Annotated in this window: 12 protein-coding genes and 1 pseudogene; 12 read left to right on the forward strand and 1 reads right to left on the reverse strand. The window is 39.9% G+C overall.

The genetic code is table 11. The features are described from left to right. Nucleotides 1–60: 60 nt before the first annotated feature. The 5 genes and pseudogenes from A6M13_RS03560 to prfB all read left to right on the forward strand — a co-directional run. Nucleotides 61–1,911 (forward strand): S-layer homology domain-containing protein, encoded by a 1,851-nt coding sequence (locus A6M13_RS03560; RefSeq protein ID WP_066542926.1) that lies wholly within the window; start codon nt 61–63, stop codon nt 1,909–1,911. Nucleotides 1,912–2,021: 110 nt separating this feature from the next. Next, a complete protein-coding gene (locus A6M13_RS03565; RefSeq protein ID WP_066542928.1) occupies nt 2,022–3,602 on the forward strand; it encodes an S-layer homology domain-containing protein in 1,581 nt (526 codons plus the stop codon). A 111-nt stretch (nt 3,603–3,713) separates the two neighbouring features. Then, a complete protein-coding gene (gene secA, locus A6M13_RS03570; RefSeq protein WP_066542930.1) occupies nt 3,714–6,227 on the forward strand; it encodes a preprotein translocase subunit SecA in 2,514 nt (837 codons plus the stop codon). A gap of 947 nt (nt 6,228–7,174) precedes the next feature. Further along, complete coding sequence (locus A6M13_RS03580) at nt 7,175–8,311, forward strand: RNA-guided endonuclease InsQ/TnpB family protein (protein ID WP_066542937.1); 1,137 nt, start codon at nt 7,175–7,177, stop codon at nt 8,309–8,311. Between the two features lie 202 nt (nt 8,312–8,513). After that, nucleotides 8,514–9,548: pseudogene (prfB, locus tag A6M13_RS03585) on the forward strand (peptide chain release factor 2); the annotation flags it as partial. 42 nt (nt 9,549–9,590) lie between these two features. Here the strand turns inward: prfB and A6M13_RS03590 are convergent. Beyond that, nucleotides 9,591–10,115, reverse strand: a complete 525-nt coding sequence (locus A6M13_RS03590; protein WP_066542939.1) for a competence protein ComK — start codon at nt 10,113–10,115, stop codon at nt 9,591–9,593. Nucleotides 10,116–10,292: 177 nt separating this feature from the next. On the opposite strand from A6M13_RS03590, the gene A6M13_RS03595 reads away from it, so the two are divergent. From A6M13_RS03595 to A6M13_RS03625, 7 genes are all read left to right on the forward strand, one after another. Then, nucleotides 10,293–10,532, forward strand: a complete 240-nt coding sequence (locus tag A6M13_RS03595) for an IDEAL domain-containing protein (RefSeq protein ID WP_066542941.1) — start codon at nt 10,293–10,295, stop codon at nt 10,530–10,532. Nucleotides 10,533–10,659: 127 nt separating this feature from the next. Then, the gene (gene uvrB, locus A6M13_RS03600; protein ID WP_066543663.1) at nt 10,660–12,654 is read left to right on the forward strand and encodes an excinuclease ABC subunit UvrB; all 1,995 of its coding nucleotides are present in this window, start codon (nt 10,660–10,662) and stop codon (nt 12,652–12,654) included. Nucleotides 12,655–12,658: 4 nt separating this feature from the next. Continuing rightward, nucleotides 12,659–15,502 carry an excinuclease ABC subunit UvrA gene (gene uvrA / locus A6M13_RS03605; RefSeq protein ID WP_066542942.1) on the forward strand — a complete coding sequence of 948 codons (2,844 nt, stop codon included), beginning with the start codon at nt 12,659–12,661 and terminating at the stop codon, nt 15,500–15,502. 64 nt (nt 15,503–15,566) lie between these two features. Further along, complete coding sequence (locus tag A6M13_RS03610; protein WP_066542944.1) at nt 15,567–16,748, forward strand: DUF4097 family beta strand repeat-containing protein; 1,182 nt, start codon at nt 15,567–15,569, stop codon at nt 16,746–16,748. 147 nt (nt 16,749–16,895) lie between these two features. After that, nucleotides 16,896–17,582, forward strand: a complete 687-nt coding sequence (gene ftsE, locus A6M13_RS03615; protein ID WP_066542945.1) for a cell division ATP-binding protein FtsE — start codon at nt 16,896–16,898, stop codon at nt 17,580–17,582. Continuing rightward, nucleotides 17,572–18,456, forward strand: a complete 885-nt coding sequence (ftsX, locus tag A6M13_RS03620; RefSeq protein WP_066542947.1) for a permease-like cell division protein FtsX — start codon at nt 17,572–17,574, stop codon at nt 18,454–18,456. Before ftsE ends, ftsX begins: the two co-directional genes overlap by 11 nt. Nucleotides 18,457–18,485: 29 nt before the next feature. Next, nucleotides 18,486–19,850, forward strand: coding sequence for a murein hydrolase activator EnvC family protein (locus tag A6M13_RS03625; RefSeq protein WP_066543664.1), 1,365 nt, complete (start codon nt 18,486–18,488; stop codon nt 19,848–19,850). Nucleotides 19,851–19,874: the final 24 nt, after the last annotated feature.

Consider the following 19,874-nt stretch of genomic DNA (forward strand, 5'->3'; position numbering starts at 1 on the left):
GGTCGTCATACTTTTATAGTATGGCGACTTTTCATTTATTGAACATAGGAGGATGAACGTATGAAGAAAAATATTTTTTTAGCGAGTAGTGCAGCGTTAGTGATATCCGCTGTAATGCCTGTAGGAGCATCAGCGATGAACTTTACAGATTTGACGCAATATGATGAGACGACACAGCAAGCCGTGGACTATTTAGTAGAAAAAAAAGTAGTGCATGGAACTTCGCCAACAACCTTTTCACCACGTCAAAATATTAAGCGTGGGCAAGTGGTGAAAATGCTTGGAAAGTATTTGAAGCAAGCAGGTATGACAGTGCCTACAGATTGGGCAACAAAAGCAAGATTTACAGATGTGCCTACGACAACGAGCGATCAAGAGCTTCTACAATATGCAGCATTAGTTTACGATAGTGGAATTTTCGTAGGGAGTAATGGACAGTTAAATGCTTCAGGTAATTTAACACGTGAAAATGTTGCATTAGTATTAAATCGTTTAGCGGTAACAGTTTTAGATGGGAAAAGTTTAATTGACTATGTGAAGGAAAATCAATTAGCGACAAATATTAAAGATTTGCAGTCTGTAAAAGAAGAGGCACGTGAGGCTGTCTATGCTTTTAATGCGTTAAAAATTTCAAATGTAGATAACTTTAATCCTAAAGGAAATGTACAGCGTATACATTTTGCTTCATTTTTAGCGAAGGTGCTTCAAGTGACAGATAAAATTAAACTGGATTTAGTACCGGAGGAAAAACCAGAAGAACCAGTAAGACCAGAAGTTCCTGAAGAAAAGCCAGAAGAATCGGTAAAACCAGAAGTTCCTGAAGAAAAACCAGAAGAACCAGTAAGACCAGAAGTTCCTGAAGAAAAGCCAGAAGAATCGGTAAAACCAGAAGTTCCTGAAGAAAAGCCGGAAGAATCGGTAAGACCAGAAGTTCCTGAAGAAACACCGGAAGAATCGGTAAAACCAGAAGTTCCTGAAGAAAAGCCAGAAGAACCGGTAAAACCAGAAATTCCTGAAGAAACACCGGAAGAACAAGAAGCATCAGATAATGTAGATTGGGAAGATGAACTTCCTGAAGAAGTGGATAGTCCGTTAGAATTGCCGGATGAAAATCAAGCAGAAGATACACCAACATATTATTTCAATTTTGAAGATGTTAATAATGTCGAAATTATTTCTACAACTGCAAATAAAGTTGTGATTCAACATGCAACATATGGTGAAGTTACGTTAAATGTAACACCCGATTTACAAAAGTTATTTAGTGAAGTTGATCTGCTAAAAAATGCGAATGTTTCACTTTACGTGGAAGAAGATGTTATTCAATCGGTAAATGAAGTCGTTATTAAAAATAATGGTACACACACAACACCGATTAACGTAGATGGATCACTTTTTGAAGAGCTAACGGATATAACTGTACAAGCAACGTATGCAAATGTGGTTAATTTTGATAATCATTATGGGTCTGTAAAAATTGTAGCGCCTGCAAATGCTGTTTACACAGTTGAAAATTATACTTTCGATGAAATTTCTTCAAGTGGCCTTTTGAATATTACATTTACAGAATCTGTTGATACTGAAATTATTATAGATGCGCCAACAGCAACTGTCACGGTAGCAAGCGGTGTGACGATTGATACTTTAGCACCAAAGAACAATCTTTCAATAATAGTACAACCATCAGCAATAGTACATGATGTATATGTAGCGACGCATATTTCGTCCTTGAATGTATCAGGGAAAATTGAAAATGTTACAGCGGAAACACCTGGTGCTTTTACAATAACAGGAACAGGTATTATTGATACATTATATGGTGCGGCAACAACGGTTTATGTACAATTAAATGGTGTAACGGTTAACTATTTAGCAGTGGATGAAACGGTAGAGAATGTAACAGTCCAATAAATCAACTAATACATGTGTAAACTGCTTCAGCGGCTGCTGGAGCAGTTTTTTACGTTATAACTGTGTAAAAGTCGTCGATATAGCATATAGAACACTGGAGGAGGCATTATATGAACAAAAAATATACAGCGGTCGTTGCCACGCTTTTAGCCGGAGCATTAGCACTCTCACCGCTTCAAGCAAAAGCATTCGATGATTTAGCCACATATGACAATACAACACAGCAGGCGGTGCAGCAATTAGCCGATGCGCACATTATTCGCGGGACATCACCGACAACTTTCTCGCCAAAAGATGCCGTGACGCGCGGACAAGTTGTCAAAATGCTGGGTAAGTATTTAGAGGAACAAGGGGCGAGTGTACCGAGCGATTGGGACGAGCGTAGTCGCTTTAGCGATATTTCTACAACAACTACAGACCGTGAGCTTTTAAAATATAGTGCAGTTGTGTTTGAAACAGGTGTATTTATTGGCAATAATGGCATGTTACAAGCAGGCGGTCACTTAACACGTGAAAATGTAGCACTTGTGTTAAATCGCTTAGCAAGCTATATCTTACAAACAACGGATTTAGTTGGTTATATGAATGAAAAACAGTTGACAGCACATGTAACGGATGTAAATGTAGCGAAGCAGGAGGCACAGCAAGCAATTCAAGCATTAAATGCGCTACAAATTTCAAATGTGGACACTTTTAATCCGAAGGGAACGGTACAGCGTGTTCATTTTGCATCGTTTTTAGCGAAATTATTAACGACATTAACTACGATAAAAGAAGAAACGATTTTACCTGAAAAGCCGACAGCACCTAAGCCTGATATCGAACCGACTGAGCCGATAAATCCACTACCAGAAATTCCGGTATTGCCAGTGATTCCAGAGGATGAAGACGAGGTAATCGACGAGGAAGAGCCTGTCATTGTGGAATCTGCGTATATTGATGACGCACAAATTGTAAAGGTAGACGGAAACCGTGTAACGATTACGCATAACACGATTGGCACACAGACGTTTACAATTGATAGTACATTACAGACATTGTTTGAACAGCAACAGATTTGGCAAGAGGCAATTGCGACATTATACATTGAAGAAGATGTTGTAGTAGAAGTGTCAGCGATAACCATTCAACACGCAGGGACGGCACAACACCCAGTTGTCATAGATGGGTATTATTTTGATGATGCCACGATGATTACGATTCAGTCACAATACGCGACGATTCAGCACTTTGATGCGCATTATGAATTACTTGAAGTGCATGCACCAAAAGATGCGGTTTATACAATTGGTGCAGCAGAGTTTAGTGCCATTCAGGGAGACGGGGCGCTCGCTGTAACATTTACAGATATTATTACGAGTGACGTGTATATCGATGCGCCCGATACAACGATTGAAATCGCAGGTGCAGCGAGCGTGACGAGTATAACGCTTACGCATGACGCGAAAATTACCGTACAAGATGGCGGTATCTTATATGATGTGTACGCAGAAGCGCCGGTTCAACAGCTAATCGTAAACGGTTATATTGAAACAGTAACAGTGGACACAGAAGAAGCGCTGACATTGCGAGGGACGGGTGTTATTAACCAATTATTTGGTGCGGCAACGACGGTCTATGTAGAGGCAGACGGTGTGACCGTTGAAGATGTTATTTTAACGAGCGATGTAGAAGCGGTAACGGTGCAGTAATTTTAGAAGTTTTCAGAAACGTGCGTGAAATTGGTATTCCCCTTATTTGCAAGCGTAGTAGATGTAATGGTAAAATGGCAAATAGAGACTAAACAGGATGTGACCATATACATGTTAAATATATTGAATAAAGTATTTGATCCGAATAAGCGTGAAGTGAAGAAGCTAGAGAAACTAGCGGACCAAGTAGATGCTTTACAAGGACAAATGGAAAGTTTATCAGATGAGGCCCTTCAAGCGAAAACAGCTGAATTTAAAGAGCGTTTAGCGAATGGTACAGATTTAGAGGACATTCGTGTAGAGGCATTTGCGGTATGTCGTGAAGCGTCAAAACGTGTATTAGGAATGTTCCCGTACCGTGTACAAATTATGGGTTCTGCAGCGTTAGACGAAGGTAATATTTCAGAAATGAAAACCGGTGAAGGTAAAACATTAACGGCAACGATGGCTGTTTATTTAAACGCGTTAACAGGTCGCGGTGTTCATGTTATTACAGTCAACGAATATTTATCAACACGTGATGCAGAGGAAATGGGTCGTTTATACAACTGGTTAGGTTTAACAGTAGGATTAAACTTAAACAGCTTAACGAAAGACCAAAAGCGTGAAGCGTACGCATGTGATATTACGTATTCTACAAACAATGAACTAGGCTTTGACTATTTACGTGACAATATGGTGCTTTACAAAGAAGAGCGTGTACAGCGTCCATTATACTTCGCTGTTATCGATGAGGTCGATTCGATTTTAATTGATGAAGCACGTACACCTTTAATCATTTCAGGTCAATCAGGTCGTTCACCACAATTATATAAGCAATCAAATGCATTTGTACGTATTTTAAAGAACGAAGCGGATTACACATATGATGAATCAACAAAAGGTGTTAACTTAACGGATAAAGGGATTGAAAAAGCGGAGCGCGCATTCGGTATTGACAATTTATATGATATTGCGCACGTACGTTTATTACATGCCATTAACCAATCACTAAAAGCACATGTATCGATGCATAATGATGTTGATTATGTTGTGCAAGACGGTGAAGTGGTGATTGTTGACTCATTCACAGGTCGTCTAATGAAAGGTCGTCGTTACTCGGATGGCTTACACCAAGCAATCGAGGCAAAAGAAGGCTTAGAAATTCAAAATGAATCGATGACACTTGCGACAATTACGTTCCAAAACTACTTCCGTATGTATGAGAAGTTATCAGGGATGACGGGTACAGCGAAAACGGAAGAAGAAGAATTCCGTAATATTTACAACATGCAAGTTATTTCAATTCCGACAAACCGACCGATTCAACGTGATGACCGTCCGGATTTAATTTATGCGTCAATGGACGGCAAATTTAAAGCGGTAGCAGCAGAAATCGTTGAGCGTCATAAAGCAGGACAACCTGTATTAGTTGGTACGGTTGCGATTGAAACGTCAGAAATTATTTCAAAATATTTAACACAAGCGAAAGTGCCACATAATGTATTAAATGCGAAAAACCATGAACGCGAAGCGGAAATTATCGCGGATGCTGGTAAAAAAGGTGCGGTAACGATTGCGACAAACATGGCGGGTCGTGGTACGGATATTAAGCTTGGCGAAGGCGTGCAAGAAATTGGTGGTCTCGCAGTAATCGGTACAGAGCGTCATGAATCACGTCGTATTGATAATCAGCTACGTGGTCGTTCTGGTCGTCAAGGGGACCCAGGGATTACGCAGTTTTACTTAGCATTAGATGATGAATTAATGCGTCGTTTCGGCTCAGATAATATGAAAAATATGATGACGAAGCTAGGAATGGACGATACACAGCCAATTCAATCGAAAATGGTATCACGTGCAGTTGAATCAGCACAAAAACGTGTAGAGGGCAATAACTTTGATGCACGTAAGCGTCTATTACAATATGACGATGTGTTACGTCAACAGCGTGAAGTTATTTATACAGAACGTATAGAAGTGCTTGAAACAGACAATATGCGCGAGCTTGTTGAGAAGATGGTTATGGAATCAATCGAGGCAAACGTTGGTGCCTATGTACAGGACGAGCAAGAGAAGTGGAATTTAAAAGCGCTTGAAGATTATATTTCGGCGAATGTGTTAGAAGAAGGCACAATCACAGAAGCAGACTTTAATGGCAAAGATGCAGATGAAATTGTGGAGCTTGTCAAAGAAGCAGCGTTAGCGCGTTATAATGCGAAGGAAGAAGAAATGACACCAGAGCGTATGCGTGAGTTTGAAAAAGTTATCTTACTACGTTCAATTGACACGAAATGGACAGAGCATATTGATGCGATGGACCAATTACGTCAAGGGATTCATTTACGTGCATACGGTCAAAATGACCCGCTTCGTGAATACCAACAAGAAGGTTTTGCGATGTTTGAAGCAATGGTCGCATCGATTCGTGATGAAGTAGCGAAGTATGCGTTAAAAGCAGAAATTCGCAATAACTTACAGCGTGAAGAAGTGGCAAAAGGGCAAGCGGTTAACCCGAAAGAGCAAGGGGATGCAAAGCCGAAGCGCCAACCGGTACGTAAAACGACATTACCAGGCCGTAACGACGATTGCCCATGTGGTTCAGGGAAGAAATTTAAAAACTGTCACGGTGCAACGCAGCAGTAATCATAATTTCTGTGCATGAAATAATAAACGCCATGAAAAAGCATGATATACTATAATGAAAAGCGCAGGCGTACATTGTGACGTCCTGCGCCTTTTTTCAAACAAAGAAATATTGGAGGAATACACAATGATCGAATTAGGTCACGCAAGAAACGAGTTAGAAAATACAGCTAAGAAATTAGTGGACTTCAGGGGGTAACAAACTGTTAACAGTAACTGACGAGAGCAGTTATATAATCAACATAACCAGTTAACAGTGCCTCGCCTATACAGTAATGTGTGGGTGCTTCGGGTTAATTGCAGGTAATGGGTAAAGCTCTACACCAAAACGGATCGTGAAAGCGAAAACGGGAATGGGGCGAAAGCGGAAAAAACGTAGAGATGGCATATGGTGAAATAAAAGCTGTGGGTGGTAACACAGTCCTACGTGTCGAAACAATCCCTGTTCATGCAGGCACTTCCCTTAACGTTAAGTCGATGGGAAAGCTTCAACGACTATCTCCTAGCGGGAGAGTAAAGCCACAAGCGATTGGTGGAAGAAAAATCCGACGCCTTATGATGACATAAGGATGAACAAATAGTCTACGCACGTTCTGAAAGGAAGTGGCCATTAGCGTGAGCGAAATGGCGTCTATAAAGTAGCGCTTATAGGCAAATAGCATAAAACTTGTAAGTAGTTATAAATATAAAAAGATACGCTTATCTAGGTGTGTCGACGTAAACTTTTAAAATCGTAATCATCAAGTTATTCAAACTTCTGTTTTGTTCCTTTGTAATTTTTTCGAGCGTCGCTTTTAATTCATTTGAAATAGTTAAACTCATTTTCATGTTTAAATCAGATATTTTCCCATAGATTGTCTCCTTGTGCTATTTATTATCATAGCATTCATACAAATAGTCGAGAAGCTGATATCAACTTGATAGTATATTGGTGAGAGGTGAAAAGAGTGATTAAAGCAATCAAAATTCGTTTATTTCCAACGAATGAACAAGAGATTCTAATGCGAAAATCATGTGGCATTGCTCGTTTTGCTTACAATTGGGGACTTGCTAGATGGGAAGAAATGTATCAGCAAGGCTTGGTTCCAACAAAAGGTGCGATTAAAAAGGAATTTAATCAAACTGTAAAAAGGCTAGATGAATTTAAATGGCTTTATGAGGTAAGCGCTCAAGTAACAGCACAGGCTTTTGAAGATTTAAATCAAGCATATCAATATTTTTTTAAAGGGATTCAACAAAAGCCTCAATTTAAAACAAAAAAGCGTGCTAGAAAATCTTTTTACGTTCGATATGATGCATTGAAATTTAAAGATAGTACGGTGAATATTGAAAAGATTGGGAAAGTGAAATATAAAACGAATTATAAAATTCCGAAGCTAAATAAATATGCTAATCCGAGATGCTCTTTTGACGGTAAGTATTGGTACCTCGCATTTGGATTCGAACAAGACGAAAATAAAGTCATGTTAGATAAATCTTTACACGTTGGTATTGATTTAGGTATAAAATATTTAGCGGTTGTTAACTGTCTAGAGGAACCAATTGAAAATATTAACAAGACAGCAGAAATGAAGCGATTAAAAAAGAAACTAATTAGATTACAAAGACAAGTGTCAAGAAAATACGAGATGAATAAGTGTGAGGGTAGCTTTGTAAAAACGAAAAATATTCTGAAGACAGAGCAACAAATTAAGCTTGTTTATAGGCGACTAACAAATATTCGGACGAATCATATACATCAAGCAACAAAGGCTATTATTAAATTGAAGCCAGCCTGTGTTGTAATGGAACATTTAAATATTCGTGGTATGTTGAAAAATAAATATTTAGCTGGAGCAATTCAAGAGCAAAAGTTATATGAATTTATTCGACAGATGAAATATAAATGTACCTTTGATGGTATTGAGTTTATTCAAGCTGACCGATTTTATTCTTCTTCTAAAATATGCTCAAACTGTGGTGTTAAAAAACAGAAGTTGAAGTTAGATGAACGGATATTTACATGCGATATTTGCGGCATATCGATAGATCGAGATAAAAATGCAAGTATAAACCTTGCAAATTATAAACTTAGATTAAATTAAATATCTAGAAAATTTATCTAACATGTACCGTGCGTTGTGCGGGAATTTAAGCCCTTGGAGAATTACAACAAACATGAGTAGTTGAGTAAATACAAAATACGAAAGTGGGTTCGATGAAGAGGGAAGATGGTTGGTAACAGCTATTACATGTAAAACTTGTCGAAAATTTTATATTTATAACTTCTTATAAGTTTTATGCAACGGTCTCTTTGACTTAGAAGAAAAAGAAGCACGTATTGCGGAACTTGAAGACCAAATGTTAGACCCAAATTTCTGGAACGACCAAAATGCGGCGCAAACGATTATTAATGAAGCGAACGCGTTAAAGGCAACCGTTTCAGAGTATACGGAGCTAACGGACATTCAAGAAAATTTAGAAATGACAGTTGAATTACTGCGTGAAGAGCCAGATGAGGATTTACTCGCGGAGCTTGCGACAGAGCTAGAAGCGTTTAAGGCAAAGCTTGCAGACTTTGAGTTACAACTATTATTATCGGAGCCATATGATAAAAATAACGCGATTTTAGAGCTACATCCAGGTGCGGGCGGTACAGAGTCTCAAGATTGGGGTTCAATGTTACTGCGTATGTATACACGTTGGGCAGAGAAGCGTGGTTTTAAAGTAGAAACGATGGATTACTTACCAGGCGATGAAGCGGGTATTAAATCGGTGACGTTATCAATTAAAGGGCATAATGCATACGGCTATTTAAAAGCAGAAAAAGGTGTACATCGTCTTGTGCGTATTTCTCCGTTCGATTCATCAGGTCGTCGTCATACATCATTCGTTTCTTGTGAGGTGATGCCTGAGTTTAATGAAGAAATCGAAATTGATGTACGTACAGAGGATTTAAAAATTGATACGTACCGTGCAACAGGTGCGGGTGGTCAGCACATCAATACGACAGATTCAGCTGTACGTATTACGCATTTACCAACAGGTGTTGTTGTACAATGTCAGGCGGAGCGTTCACAAATTAAAAACCGTGAAAAAGCGATGAATATGTTAAAGGCAAAGCTGTATCAATTAGAAATTGAGAAGCAACAAGCGGAGCTAGATGAAATTCGTGGCGACCAGAAGGAAATTGGCTGGGGTTCACAAATTCGTTCGTACGTGTTCCACCCATATTCTATGGTAAAGGACCACCGTACAAGCGAGGAAACAGGAAATACTGGTGCTGTCATGGATGGCGACTTAGACGCGTTTATTCACGCATATTTACGTTCACAATTATAAAAAGAGGGCAATGCTGGCATGTTTGCAGCATTGCCTTTTCGTTTAGAGTTCAAAATGCTGGAGCCGACGTTCGAATTTAAGCATTTGAAGTTTTCTTGAAAATGCACATGCACAAGCATACTGGGTGTTGACCACATTATGTGTAACGGGAATAGAAAGAAGTTTATCATTTGGAAACGAAATATTACAATGCGTTTTACAATTGAAAATACCTTGAATAGCATGTGTAGATAGCCAAATATTATGTTCTGACTTTGCTGAGTAGAGTGGGAAAAGAATGACTGGAACATTAAAATCATGTTCAATCACAACGGGGAGTTTATGTTTGTTCTGGATGTAGCGCTTTGCTTGGTTTACGCGTTCATCATACGTAAAACCATAGGAGCGACAACTATCACGAACGATGTGAAGGGGCTTTTTTTTCACTAAATACTTTCCATTTACATCATAAACAATACTAAAGAGCTGGTCTTTATATTGGTAACTAGCAATCGCAAATGTTTTGGAAGAAGCCAAATAGTCGTCAACAGTTACGAGCGGCGTGTCTTGATATTCATGCCAAGTCATATGTGTCTAATCTCCTTTTCCAAGTAGTGTAAAAGTAACGCTTTTACATGTTTGATTTTAATGGATAATATTGTCTGAATCAAGTTAAAATATAAATATATTTTAATTTTCTGAAAGTGGTTGTTATTTAGTGGACAACTTCGATATAATGAAAAAAAGTGAAAGAGGTGGAGTGCGATGGATAAGTTTTATTCATATACGGACTTTTTACGCGCAATTGGTCACACATCACGAGAAAATAACGCCGAAAAGCTGTTAAATGAGATTTATTTAGACTTATTTTTACAGCGCCTACAACGAGAACACCGTCTCGAAACGTTAATGCATTTAATTGATGAAGCATTATGCGAGCGAGACAAAGAACAGTTTATGGTGTACACAAAAGAGTATATGGAGCTGCAACAAGATGAATATTAGTGAGTAAAAAGAGCGAGCATCCACTTTCGGAAATGTTGCTCTTTTTTTGTTACATAAAACGTGTGTTCGCTTTTTGTTCGATTTCAAAAAGGTTATATGATAAAATAAGAATACGATTTTGAACGAAATGAGGCGAACTGTTGTGAACGAATTTGACTTACAATCGCATTATAAGCCGTCTGGTGACCAGCCACAAGCCATTGCGGAGTTGGTGGACGGTGTATATAACGGCAAAAAAATGCAGACATTGCTTGGTGCAACGGGTACGGGGAAAACATTTACGATTTCGAATGTCATTCAGCAAGTAAAGAAACCAACGCTTGTCATGGCACACAATAAAACATTGGCTGGACAATTATATAGTGAATTTAAAGAGTTTTTCCCTAATAACGCAGTTGAGTATTTTGTCAGCTACTATGATTATTTCCAACCAGAAGCGTATGTACCACAAACGGATACGTATATTGAAAAGGATTCAAGTATTAATGAAGAGATTGATAAATTACGTCACTCTGCGACATCATCATTATTTGAGCGAGATGATGTCATTATTATTGCGTCTGTATCGTGTATTTACGGTTTAGGTTCGCCTGAAGAGTATCGTGAAATGCTTGTATCACTGCGTCCTGGTATGGAGCTTGAGCGAAATGCGTTACTGCGTCGTTTAGTGGATATTCAATATGAACGAAATGATATGAACTTTACGCGTGGGACATTCCGTGTGCGCGGAGATGTGGTTGAAATTTTCCCAGCATCCCGCGATGAGCATTGTATTCGTGTCGAATTTTTCGGCGACGAAATTGACCGTATTCGTGAAGTAAATGCGTTAACTGGTGAAATTTTAGGGGAGCGTGAGCATGTCGCGATTTTCCCAGCATCCCACTTCGTAACGCGTGAAGAAAAGATGAAAATCGCTATTGAAAATATTGAGCGTGAACTAGAAGAACGTTTAGCAGAGCTTCGTGCAGAAGATCGTTTATTAGAAGCGCAGCGCTTAGAGCAACGTACGAATTATGACCTTGAAATGATGAAGGAGATGGGCTTCTGTTCAGGCATTGAAAACTATTCACGTCATTTAACATTGCGTGAAAAAGGAGCAACACCGTACACATTACTGGATTATTTCCCTGATGACTTTTTATTAGTGGTTGATGAGTCACATGTTACATTACCGCAAGTACGTGGTATGTATAATGGAGACCAAGCACGTAAAGGCGTACTTGTTGAGCATGGCTTCCGTTTACCATCTGCACTCGATAACCGTCCACTGAAGTGGGATGAGTTTGAGCAGCATATTCATCAAGCGATTTTTGTATCGGCAACACCAGGACCATATGAATTAGAGCATACCCCAGAGATGACCGAGCAAATTATTCGTCCAACAGGCTTAATTGACCCACCGATTGATGTACGTCCAATTGAGGGGCAAATTGACGATTTAATTGATGAGATTCATGAGCGTATTGCGAAAAATGAGCGTGTGTTAATTACGACACTAACGAAAAAAATGTCTGAGGATTTAACGGACTATTTAAAAGAGCTTGGCTTAAAGGTGCAATATTTACACTCCGAAGTGAAAACGTTAGAACGTATCGAAATTATTCGTGAATTACGTCAAGGGGTCCATGATGTGTTAATTGGCATTAACTTATTGCGAGAAGGGTTAGATATTCCAGAAGTATCGCTGGTGGCGATTTTAGATGCGGATAAGGAAGGATTCTTGCGTTCAGAGCGTTCATTGATACAAACGATTGGACGTGCTGCGCGTAATGCGAACGGGCAAGTGATTATGTACGCGGATAAAATGACGGACTCTATGAAAAAAGCGATTGATGAAACGGAACGTCGTCGTACGATTCAGCTTGCTTATAATGAAAAGCATGGCATTACGCCGCAGACGATTTCAAAGAAAATTCCAGAGCTTATTCGTGCAACACAGGCGGCAGAGGATACAGAAAACTATATCACAAAAGTAGTTGGTGGCAAAAAGCTAACGAAAAAAGAGCGCGAAAAATTATTGGCATCGCTTGAGCAAGAAATGAAAGAAGCCGCACGCGCATTAGACTTTGAACGTGCAGCAGAATTACGCGATACCATTTTCGAATTAAAGGCGGAAGGATAAAACGATGAAACATACAGAAATAGTTGTGCAAGGTGCACGTACTCATAATTTAAAAGATATAAACGTGACGATTCCACGTGACAAACTTGTGGTCATTACTGGTTTGTCAGGGTCAGGGAAATCGTCATTGGCATTTGATACGATTTATGCGGAAGGACAACGCCGTTATGTGGAGTCATTATCTGCGTATGCGCGTCAATTTTTAGGGCAGGCAGATAAACCGGATGTTGATGCGATAGAAGGATTGTCGCCAGCCATTTCGATCGACCAAAAAACAACGAGCCGTAACCCACGTTCAACAGTCGGCACGGTAACGGAAATTTACGATTATTTACGACTGCTTTATGCGCGTATTGGGAAACCGATTTGTCCGGAGCACGGTATTGAAATTACATCACAAACAGTGCAGCAAATGGTAGACCGTTTAATGACGTATGCTGAGCGTACAAAAATGCAAATTTTAGCACCACTTGTCGAAGGGCGTAAAGGAACGCATGTAAAGCTGTTGGAGGATTTGAAAAAGGAAGGTTACGTGCGTGTGCGCGTGAATAAAGAACTTCGTGATATTGATGATAATATCGAGCTAGATAAAAATAAAAGCCATACGATTGAAGCGGTAATAGACCGGATTGTCATAAAAGAAGGCATTGAAACACGTTTAAGTGATTCGATTGAAAGTGCTTTACGCTTAGCGGATGGCCGTATCATTGTCGATGTGATTGGAGAAGAAGAGATTATTTTTAGTGAACATCATGCTTGTCCAATGTGTGGTTTTTCAATTGGTGAGCTAGAGCCACGTATGTTTTCATTTAACAGTCCGTTCGGCGCATGTCCATCATGTGACGGCTTGGGCTCAAAATTAGAAGTCGATTTAGATTTAGTTATCCCAAATAATGAACTGACATTGCGTGAAGGAGCAGTTGCGCCGTGGAAGCCGATTAGCTCACAATATTACCCGCAAATGCTGCAGTCTGTATGCGCACATTATGACATTGATATGGATGTGCCCGTAAAGTCGATTCCAAAGACAAAGCTAAATAAAATTTTAAAAGGCTCGGGCAAAGAGGAGCTACTATTCCGTTTTGAAAGCGATGCGGGGGATGTACGTGAAAAAATGATTCAGTTTGAAGGTGTTCTTCGTAATATTGAGCGCCGTTATCATGAGTCATCATCTGATTATACGCGTGAGCAAATGGAAAAATATATGACGGAACAGCCTTGTCAAACATGCGAAGGGCACCGTTTAAAGAAGGAAGCATTAGCTGTAAAAGTCGCAACGAAGCATATTAGTGAAGTAACGGACTTATCAATTGTACAGCTACAAAACTTCTTTAACGATTTAACGTTGTCACCACATGATGCGCAAATTGCGAAGCTCATTTTACGTGAGATTGAAGAGCGACTACTATTTTTAGTGAATGTAGGCTTAGATTATTTAACATTAAGTCGTACAGCAGGCACATTATCTGGTGGTGAGGCACAGCGTATTCGTTTAGCGACACAAATTGGCTCTCGTTTAACAGGTGTCCTTTATATTTTAGATGAGCCGTCGATTGGCTTGCACCAACGCGATAATGACCGTTTAATTCAAACGCTAAAAAATATGCGTGATATTGGTAACACATTGATTGTCGTTGAGCATGATGAAGATACAATGATGGCAGCGGATCATTTAATTGATATTGGACCGGGTGCAGGCGTTCACGGTGGACAAATTGTTGCACAAGGAACACCGCAAGAAGTGATGGCAAACGACGCATCATTAACGGGGCGCTATTTAAGTGGTAAGGAATTTATCGAAGTGCCGTCAACGCGTCGTGAGCCAGATGGTCGTTTGTTAACGTTAACAGGTGCCGCGGCGAACAATTTAAAAGATGTAGATGTAGAGTTCCCACTCGGCCAATTTATTGCGGTAACCGGCGTATCGGGTTCTGGAAAATCAACGCTTATTAATGAAATTTTATATAAAGCGCTCGTACAAAAAGTGTCGCGTGCAAAAGTGCGACCTGGAAAGTTCAGTAATTTAACCGGTACAGAGCAACTTGAAAAGGTAATTGATATTGACCAATCACCAATTGGACGTACACCGCGTTCAAACCCAGCAACGTATACAGGAGTTTTTGATGATATTCGTGAAGTGTATACACAAACGAATGAAGCGAAATTACGTGGCTATAAAAAAGGACGCTTTAGCTTTAATGTAAAAGGTGGTCGATGTGAAGCATGTAAAGGCGACGGCATTATTAAAATTGAGATGCACTTCTTACCGGATGTATATGTACCTTGTGAAGTATGTGATGGCAAGCGTTACAACCGTGAAACGCTAGAGGTGAAATATAAAGGCAAAAATATTGCGGATGTTCTCAATATGACGGTTGAAGAAGGCTTGAAGTTTTTCGAAAACCATCCGAAAATTAGCCGTAAAATCCAAACGATTGTCGATGTGGGGCTTGGCTATATTAAGCTTGGTCAACCGGCGACAACTTTATCGGGCGGTGAGGCACAGCGTGTGAAATTAGCATCGGAGTTACACCGTCGTTCAAACGGTAAGTCATTTTATATTTTAGATGAGCCGACAACGGGCTTACATGCACATGATATTGCGCGTTTACTTGAGGTGCTACATCGTCTTGTCGATGGTGGCAATACCGTGCTTGTGATTGAGCATAATTTAGATGTCATTAAAACAGCCGATCACGTCATTGATTTAGGACCAGAGGGTGGTGCGCGTGGTGGCACAATTGTAGCGGTCGGTACACCGGAGCAGATTTGTGAAGTGGATGCATCTAGCACGGGGAAATATTTAGCGCCTGTACTTGCGCGTGATAAAGAGCGTACGAAAAAATAAATGAAACTTTCACATCGCTTATAACGTATTAGTAATATATCGAATAGAAAAGGATGATCGCACAATGCAAAATGAACGTCAACGTATTTTACAGTTAGTTGAAAATGGGACGATTTCAGCGCAAGAAGCATTAACATTATTAGAGGCATTAGAAAAAAAGCCACAATCTACTGTTGAAGCGCAAGCGACACCATTACTTGAAAAAGAGCAGCCGTCAGAGCAAGCGCAATCGAATGACACGAAACAGCCGAAATGGTTCGATTTTGATGATGACCTATTTAAGAAAAAAGAAGGTAAACCAACATTTGAATCGATGCAGGCAGATATGACAAAGCTAGGGACGCGCTTATTTGATTTATTATCAACAACGTTAAATCGCGTGAAAGATTTTGATGTACCACATGTTGGGGCAACAGAATTTGAACACACATATACATTTGAAGAAGCTGTAACAGAAGTGGCTGTAGATGTACCACATGGCAGCGTAACAATTGAGCCTTCATTAGACGATACAATTGTGGTGAAGTGCCAAGTACGTGGCGGCTTAAAGCAAGAGGAAGAAGCAGCGTCACAACAAACATTCTTTAAACGTTTTGTCGCAGAAGTCGACGGCAAGACACTGCGTTTAATCAGTGATTTGAAAATGACGCAAGTAAATATTGTGTTAGCATTACCGCAAAGAGAATACGAAGCCATTCAGTTAAAGTTGATTAACGGGGCAATTACAGTACGTGATACGAAAGCGAACAAATTCCGCTTCAATTCGTATAACGGTAATATTTCACTACAGCACGCTTCCTTTAAATATGCGAAGCTTGAATCACGTAACGGTACAATTGATATCAAGCATGTCAACGGTCGTGATTTAGAAGTTGAGACGATGAACGGTCGCGTATATGTGGACGGTGTTGTCGAAGATATTGATGCAAAATCATTAAACGGGCATGTGACAGTCACGACAAAAACGGTATTTGCTTCAAAAATTAAAGCGGAAACAATTGCAGGGAATGTCGAGTTGTATGTACCGAAAAATATGTCGCTTAAAGGTAAACTTGCTTCAAATTTAGGGCGTATTGATGTTCATTTAGAAGACGTTGTCAAGCACGAAGAAGAACAACAATTTTTAATGAAATCAACAACGTTTGAGAAGGAAGTTGAGCAGTCACAAAAATTATATATTGATGGGCAAACGAAAGCAGGCTCTATTTCTGTGCGCTATACATCCGTCGATAATCCAACAGCATAAGAAACTTTTGAAAAGCGGAATCGTTCCAACTATGGAGCGGTTCTGCTTTTTTATGTGATGTCTTACAATTGCAATACAACTGTAATCTAATTCAGAAAAAGCGATGTTATAATGAAAAAGGAATTTTAGGAGATAGGTGATACAAGCATGATAGAGATGAAGGATGTTTATAAGAAATATCCAAATGGCGTGATTGCCTCAAATGGAATTTCAGTGAAAATTAATAAGGGTGAATTTGTGTATGTTGTTGGTCCAAGTGGCGCAGGGAAATCAACATTTATAAAGCTAATGTATCGTGAAGAACGTGCGACATCTGGGAGCATTATTGTCAATAATACAGATGTGACGGCTTTGCGTGATCAAAAAGTACCGTTATTACGTCGACAGTTAGGTGTCGTATTCCAAGATTTTAAATTATTGCCACGTTTAACGGTTTATGAAAATATTGCGTTTGCACTAGAGGTAATTGAGCAACAACCTACTATAGTCAAAGAAAAAGTGATGCATGTCATTGCGAAAGTGGGTCTAGCAAAAAAGGCACAGCATTTTCCACATGAATTATCTGGGGGCGAACAGCAACGTGTGGCCATTGCACGGGCGATTGTGAATAAGCCAGCTGTGGTTATTGCAGATGAGCCAACCGGGAATTTAGACCCTGATACAGCGTGGGGCATTATGGATATTTTCCATGAAATTAATCAAGATGGTACGACGATTGTTATGGCAACACATAATAAAGACATTGTGAACTCGCTTCGTCGTCGCGTCATTGCGATTGATGGTGGAGAAATCGTGCGAGATGAGTACGGAGGAGATTACGGCTATGAAAGCTAATACGATAAAACGGCATTTCCGCGAAAGCTTTAAGTCATTAGGGCGAAATCGTTGGATGACCGTGGCATCTGTCAGTGCCGTAACGGTAACATTAATTTTAGTCGGCGTTTTTATGCTACTCATGTCAAACTTCAATTATATTGCCGATAATATGGAGGACGATGTTGAAATTAAAGTATTGATTGATTTAACCGCAGATGAAGAGGCAGAAAAGGCGTTATTAACAGCCATTTCACATATACCATCTATTGCGACCTATGAATATTCATCAAAGGATGATGAGTTGCAAAAGCTCATTGCTGATTTTGGAGAAGATTGGGCATTATATGAACAAAGTAATCCGTTACATAATGTCATTTATGTACGTGCATTAAATCCACAAGAGACTGCACAAGTAGCCGCGGAAATTGAGAAATTAGCGTCGATTGAAGAGGTTGCATACGGTCAAGGGAAGGTAGAGCGGTTATTCGATGCGCTAAATTTAGCGCGTAATATGGGCTTAGTGTTAATTGCTGGCCTATTGTTTACAGCGATTTTCCTGATTGCCAATACGATTCGAATTACGATTATGGCACGTGGTGATGAAATTGAAATTATGAAACTAGTAGGCGCAAGTAATTCGTTTGTCCGTATCCCATTTTTATTAGAAGGCGTATGGCTAGGGATACTTGGTTCCATTATTCCAATCGGCTTATTAGTCGTTATATACAATCAGCTGTATGATGTCATTGCACCGCGTTTATCGGGGCAATTAATTCAGCTAGTACCACCAACACCGCTTGTCTATGAAGTGTCTGCTTTACTGATTGGTTTAGCAATTGTGATTGGTGTGTTCGGAAGTTTTATGTCTGTACGAAAATTTTTACGTATTTAATTGAAGATAAAAGGGGGAACGGATTGCGTATGTCGAAGCCAAGCCGTTTGGTGAAATGGACTGCACCTGCACTTGCAATTGCGCTCTTTTGGCAAGCTCCAGCAACTTTTGCGGAGTCGCTAAATGAATTACAGCAACAACAGCGTGAGGTAGAGTCAAAGAAAAATGAATTAAACTCTTCATTAGACGAAACGAAATCGGAGCTACAAGCAACGACGGCATCTATTGAAGCATTAACGAAAAAAATCGAAGAATTAAGCAAAAAAATTACTGCAACCAACACGAAGATTACCGATGTGACGAAGGCTATTCAACAAACAACAGAAGATATGAATGCCCTTCAAGCGTCGATTGAAGTATTGGAAGAAAAAATTAAAGCACGTGATATTTTATTAGCAGACCGTGCGCGCGCAATTCAAGCGGGCGATTCAATTAGCTATGTAGATGTTGTACTTGGTGCATCCAGCTTTACCGATTTAATTGACCGTTTTTCAGCTGTGAATACGTTAATTGAAGCTGACCGTAATATTATGGAGCAGCAACGTGCAGATAAAGCGGAGCTAGAGGCACAAAAGGCATCATTAGCTGAGAAAAAGGCACAGCAAGAGCAACAAAAGAAAGAGTTAGAAACATTACAAGCGGATTTAACGAAGCAAAGAGAAGAAAATAACAGCTTAATTGATGAGCTAGAAGCGCAACAAGATAGCTTATATAAAGAAAAATCGAAGCTAGAAACCGATTTCTCAGAGGCGTTAAACCTAGAGAAAAGTATTGAATCTGCGATTATTGAAGAACAGGCACGTTTAGCAGAACTAGCACGTATTGAAGCGGAACGTAAAGCTGCGGAGAAGGCAGCAGCTGAGAAAGCGGCAGCCGAAAAAGCCGCTGCGGAAAAAGCTGCCGCTGCGCGTGCAAAAAGTGACGCACAAACGGCAACAGAGCAAGTGGTGACAGCGTACGAATCAGCAGCACCAGAAGTAGCGGAAGGCACATGGGTACGCCCAGCAGCCGGTCGCTTCACATCGGGCTTCGGCTGGCGTGATATTGGCGATGGTCCAGAATATCATTACGGTATCGACATTGCGAGTCCAATCGGCACACCAATTGTTGCTTCCCATGCCGGTACCGTGACATATGCGTCTACAATGGGTGGTTATGGTAAAGTTATTATGCTTCAGCATGTCATTAACGGGGAAACATATTCTTCTGTTTATGCCCACTTAAACAGTTTTAGCGTATCAGTTGGTGACACAGTGGCAACAGGTCAAAAAATTGGTGAAATGGGCAACACGGGTCGTTCAACAGGACCACATTTACACTTCGAAATTCATACAGGTCCATGGCGCGGACAAGAGCCAGGCGTCGTGAATCCATTACGTTATATTTCTTTATAAATTGTGAAGCACAGCATCTCTATT

Source organism: Caryophanon tenue, from assembly GCF_001700315.1.
Classification (GTDB): Bacteria; Bacillota; Bacilli; order Bacillales_A; family Planococcaceae; genus Caryophanon; species Caryophanon tenue.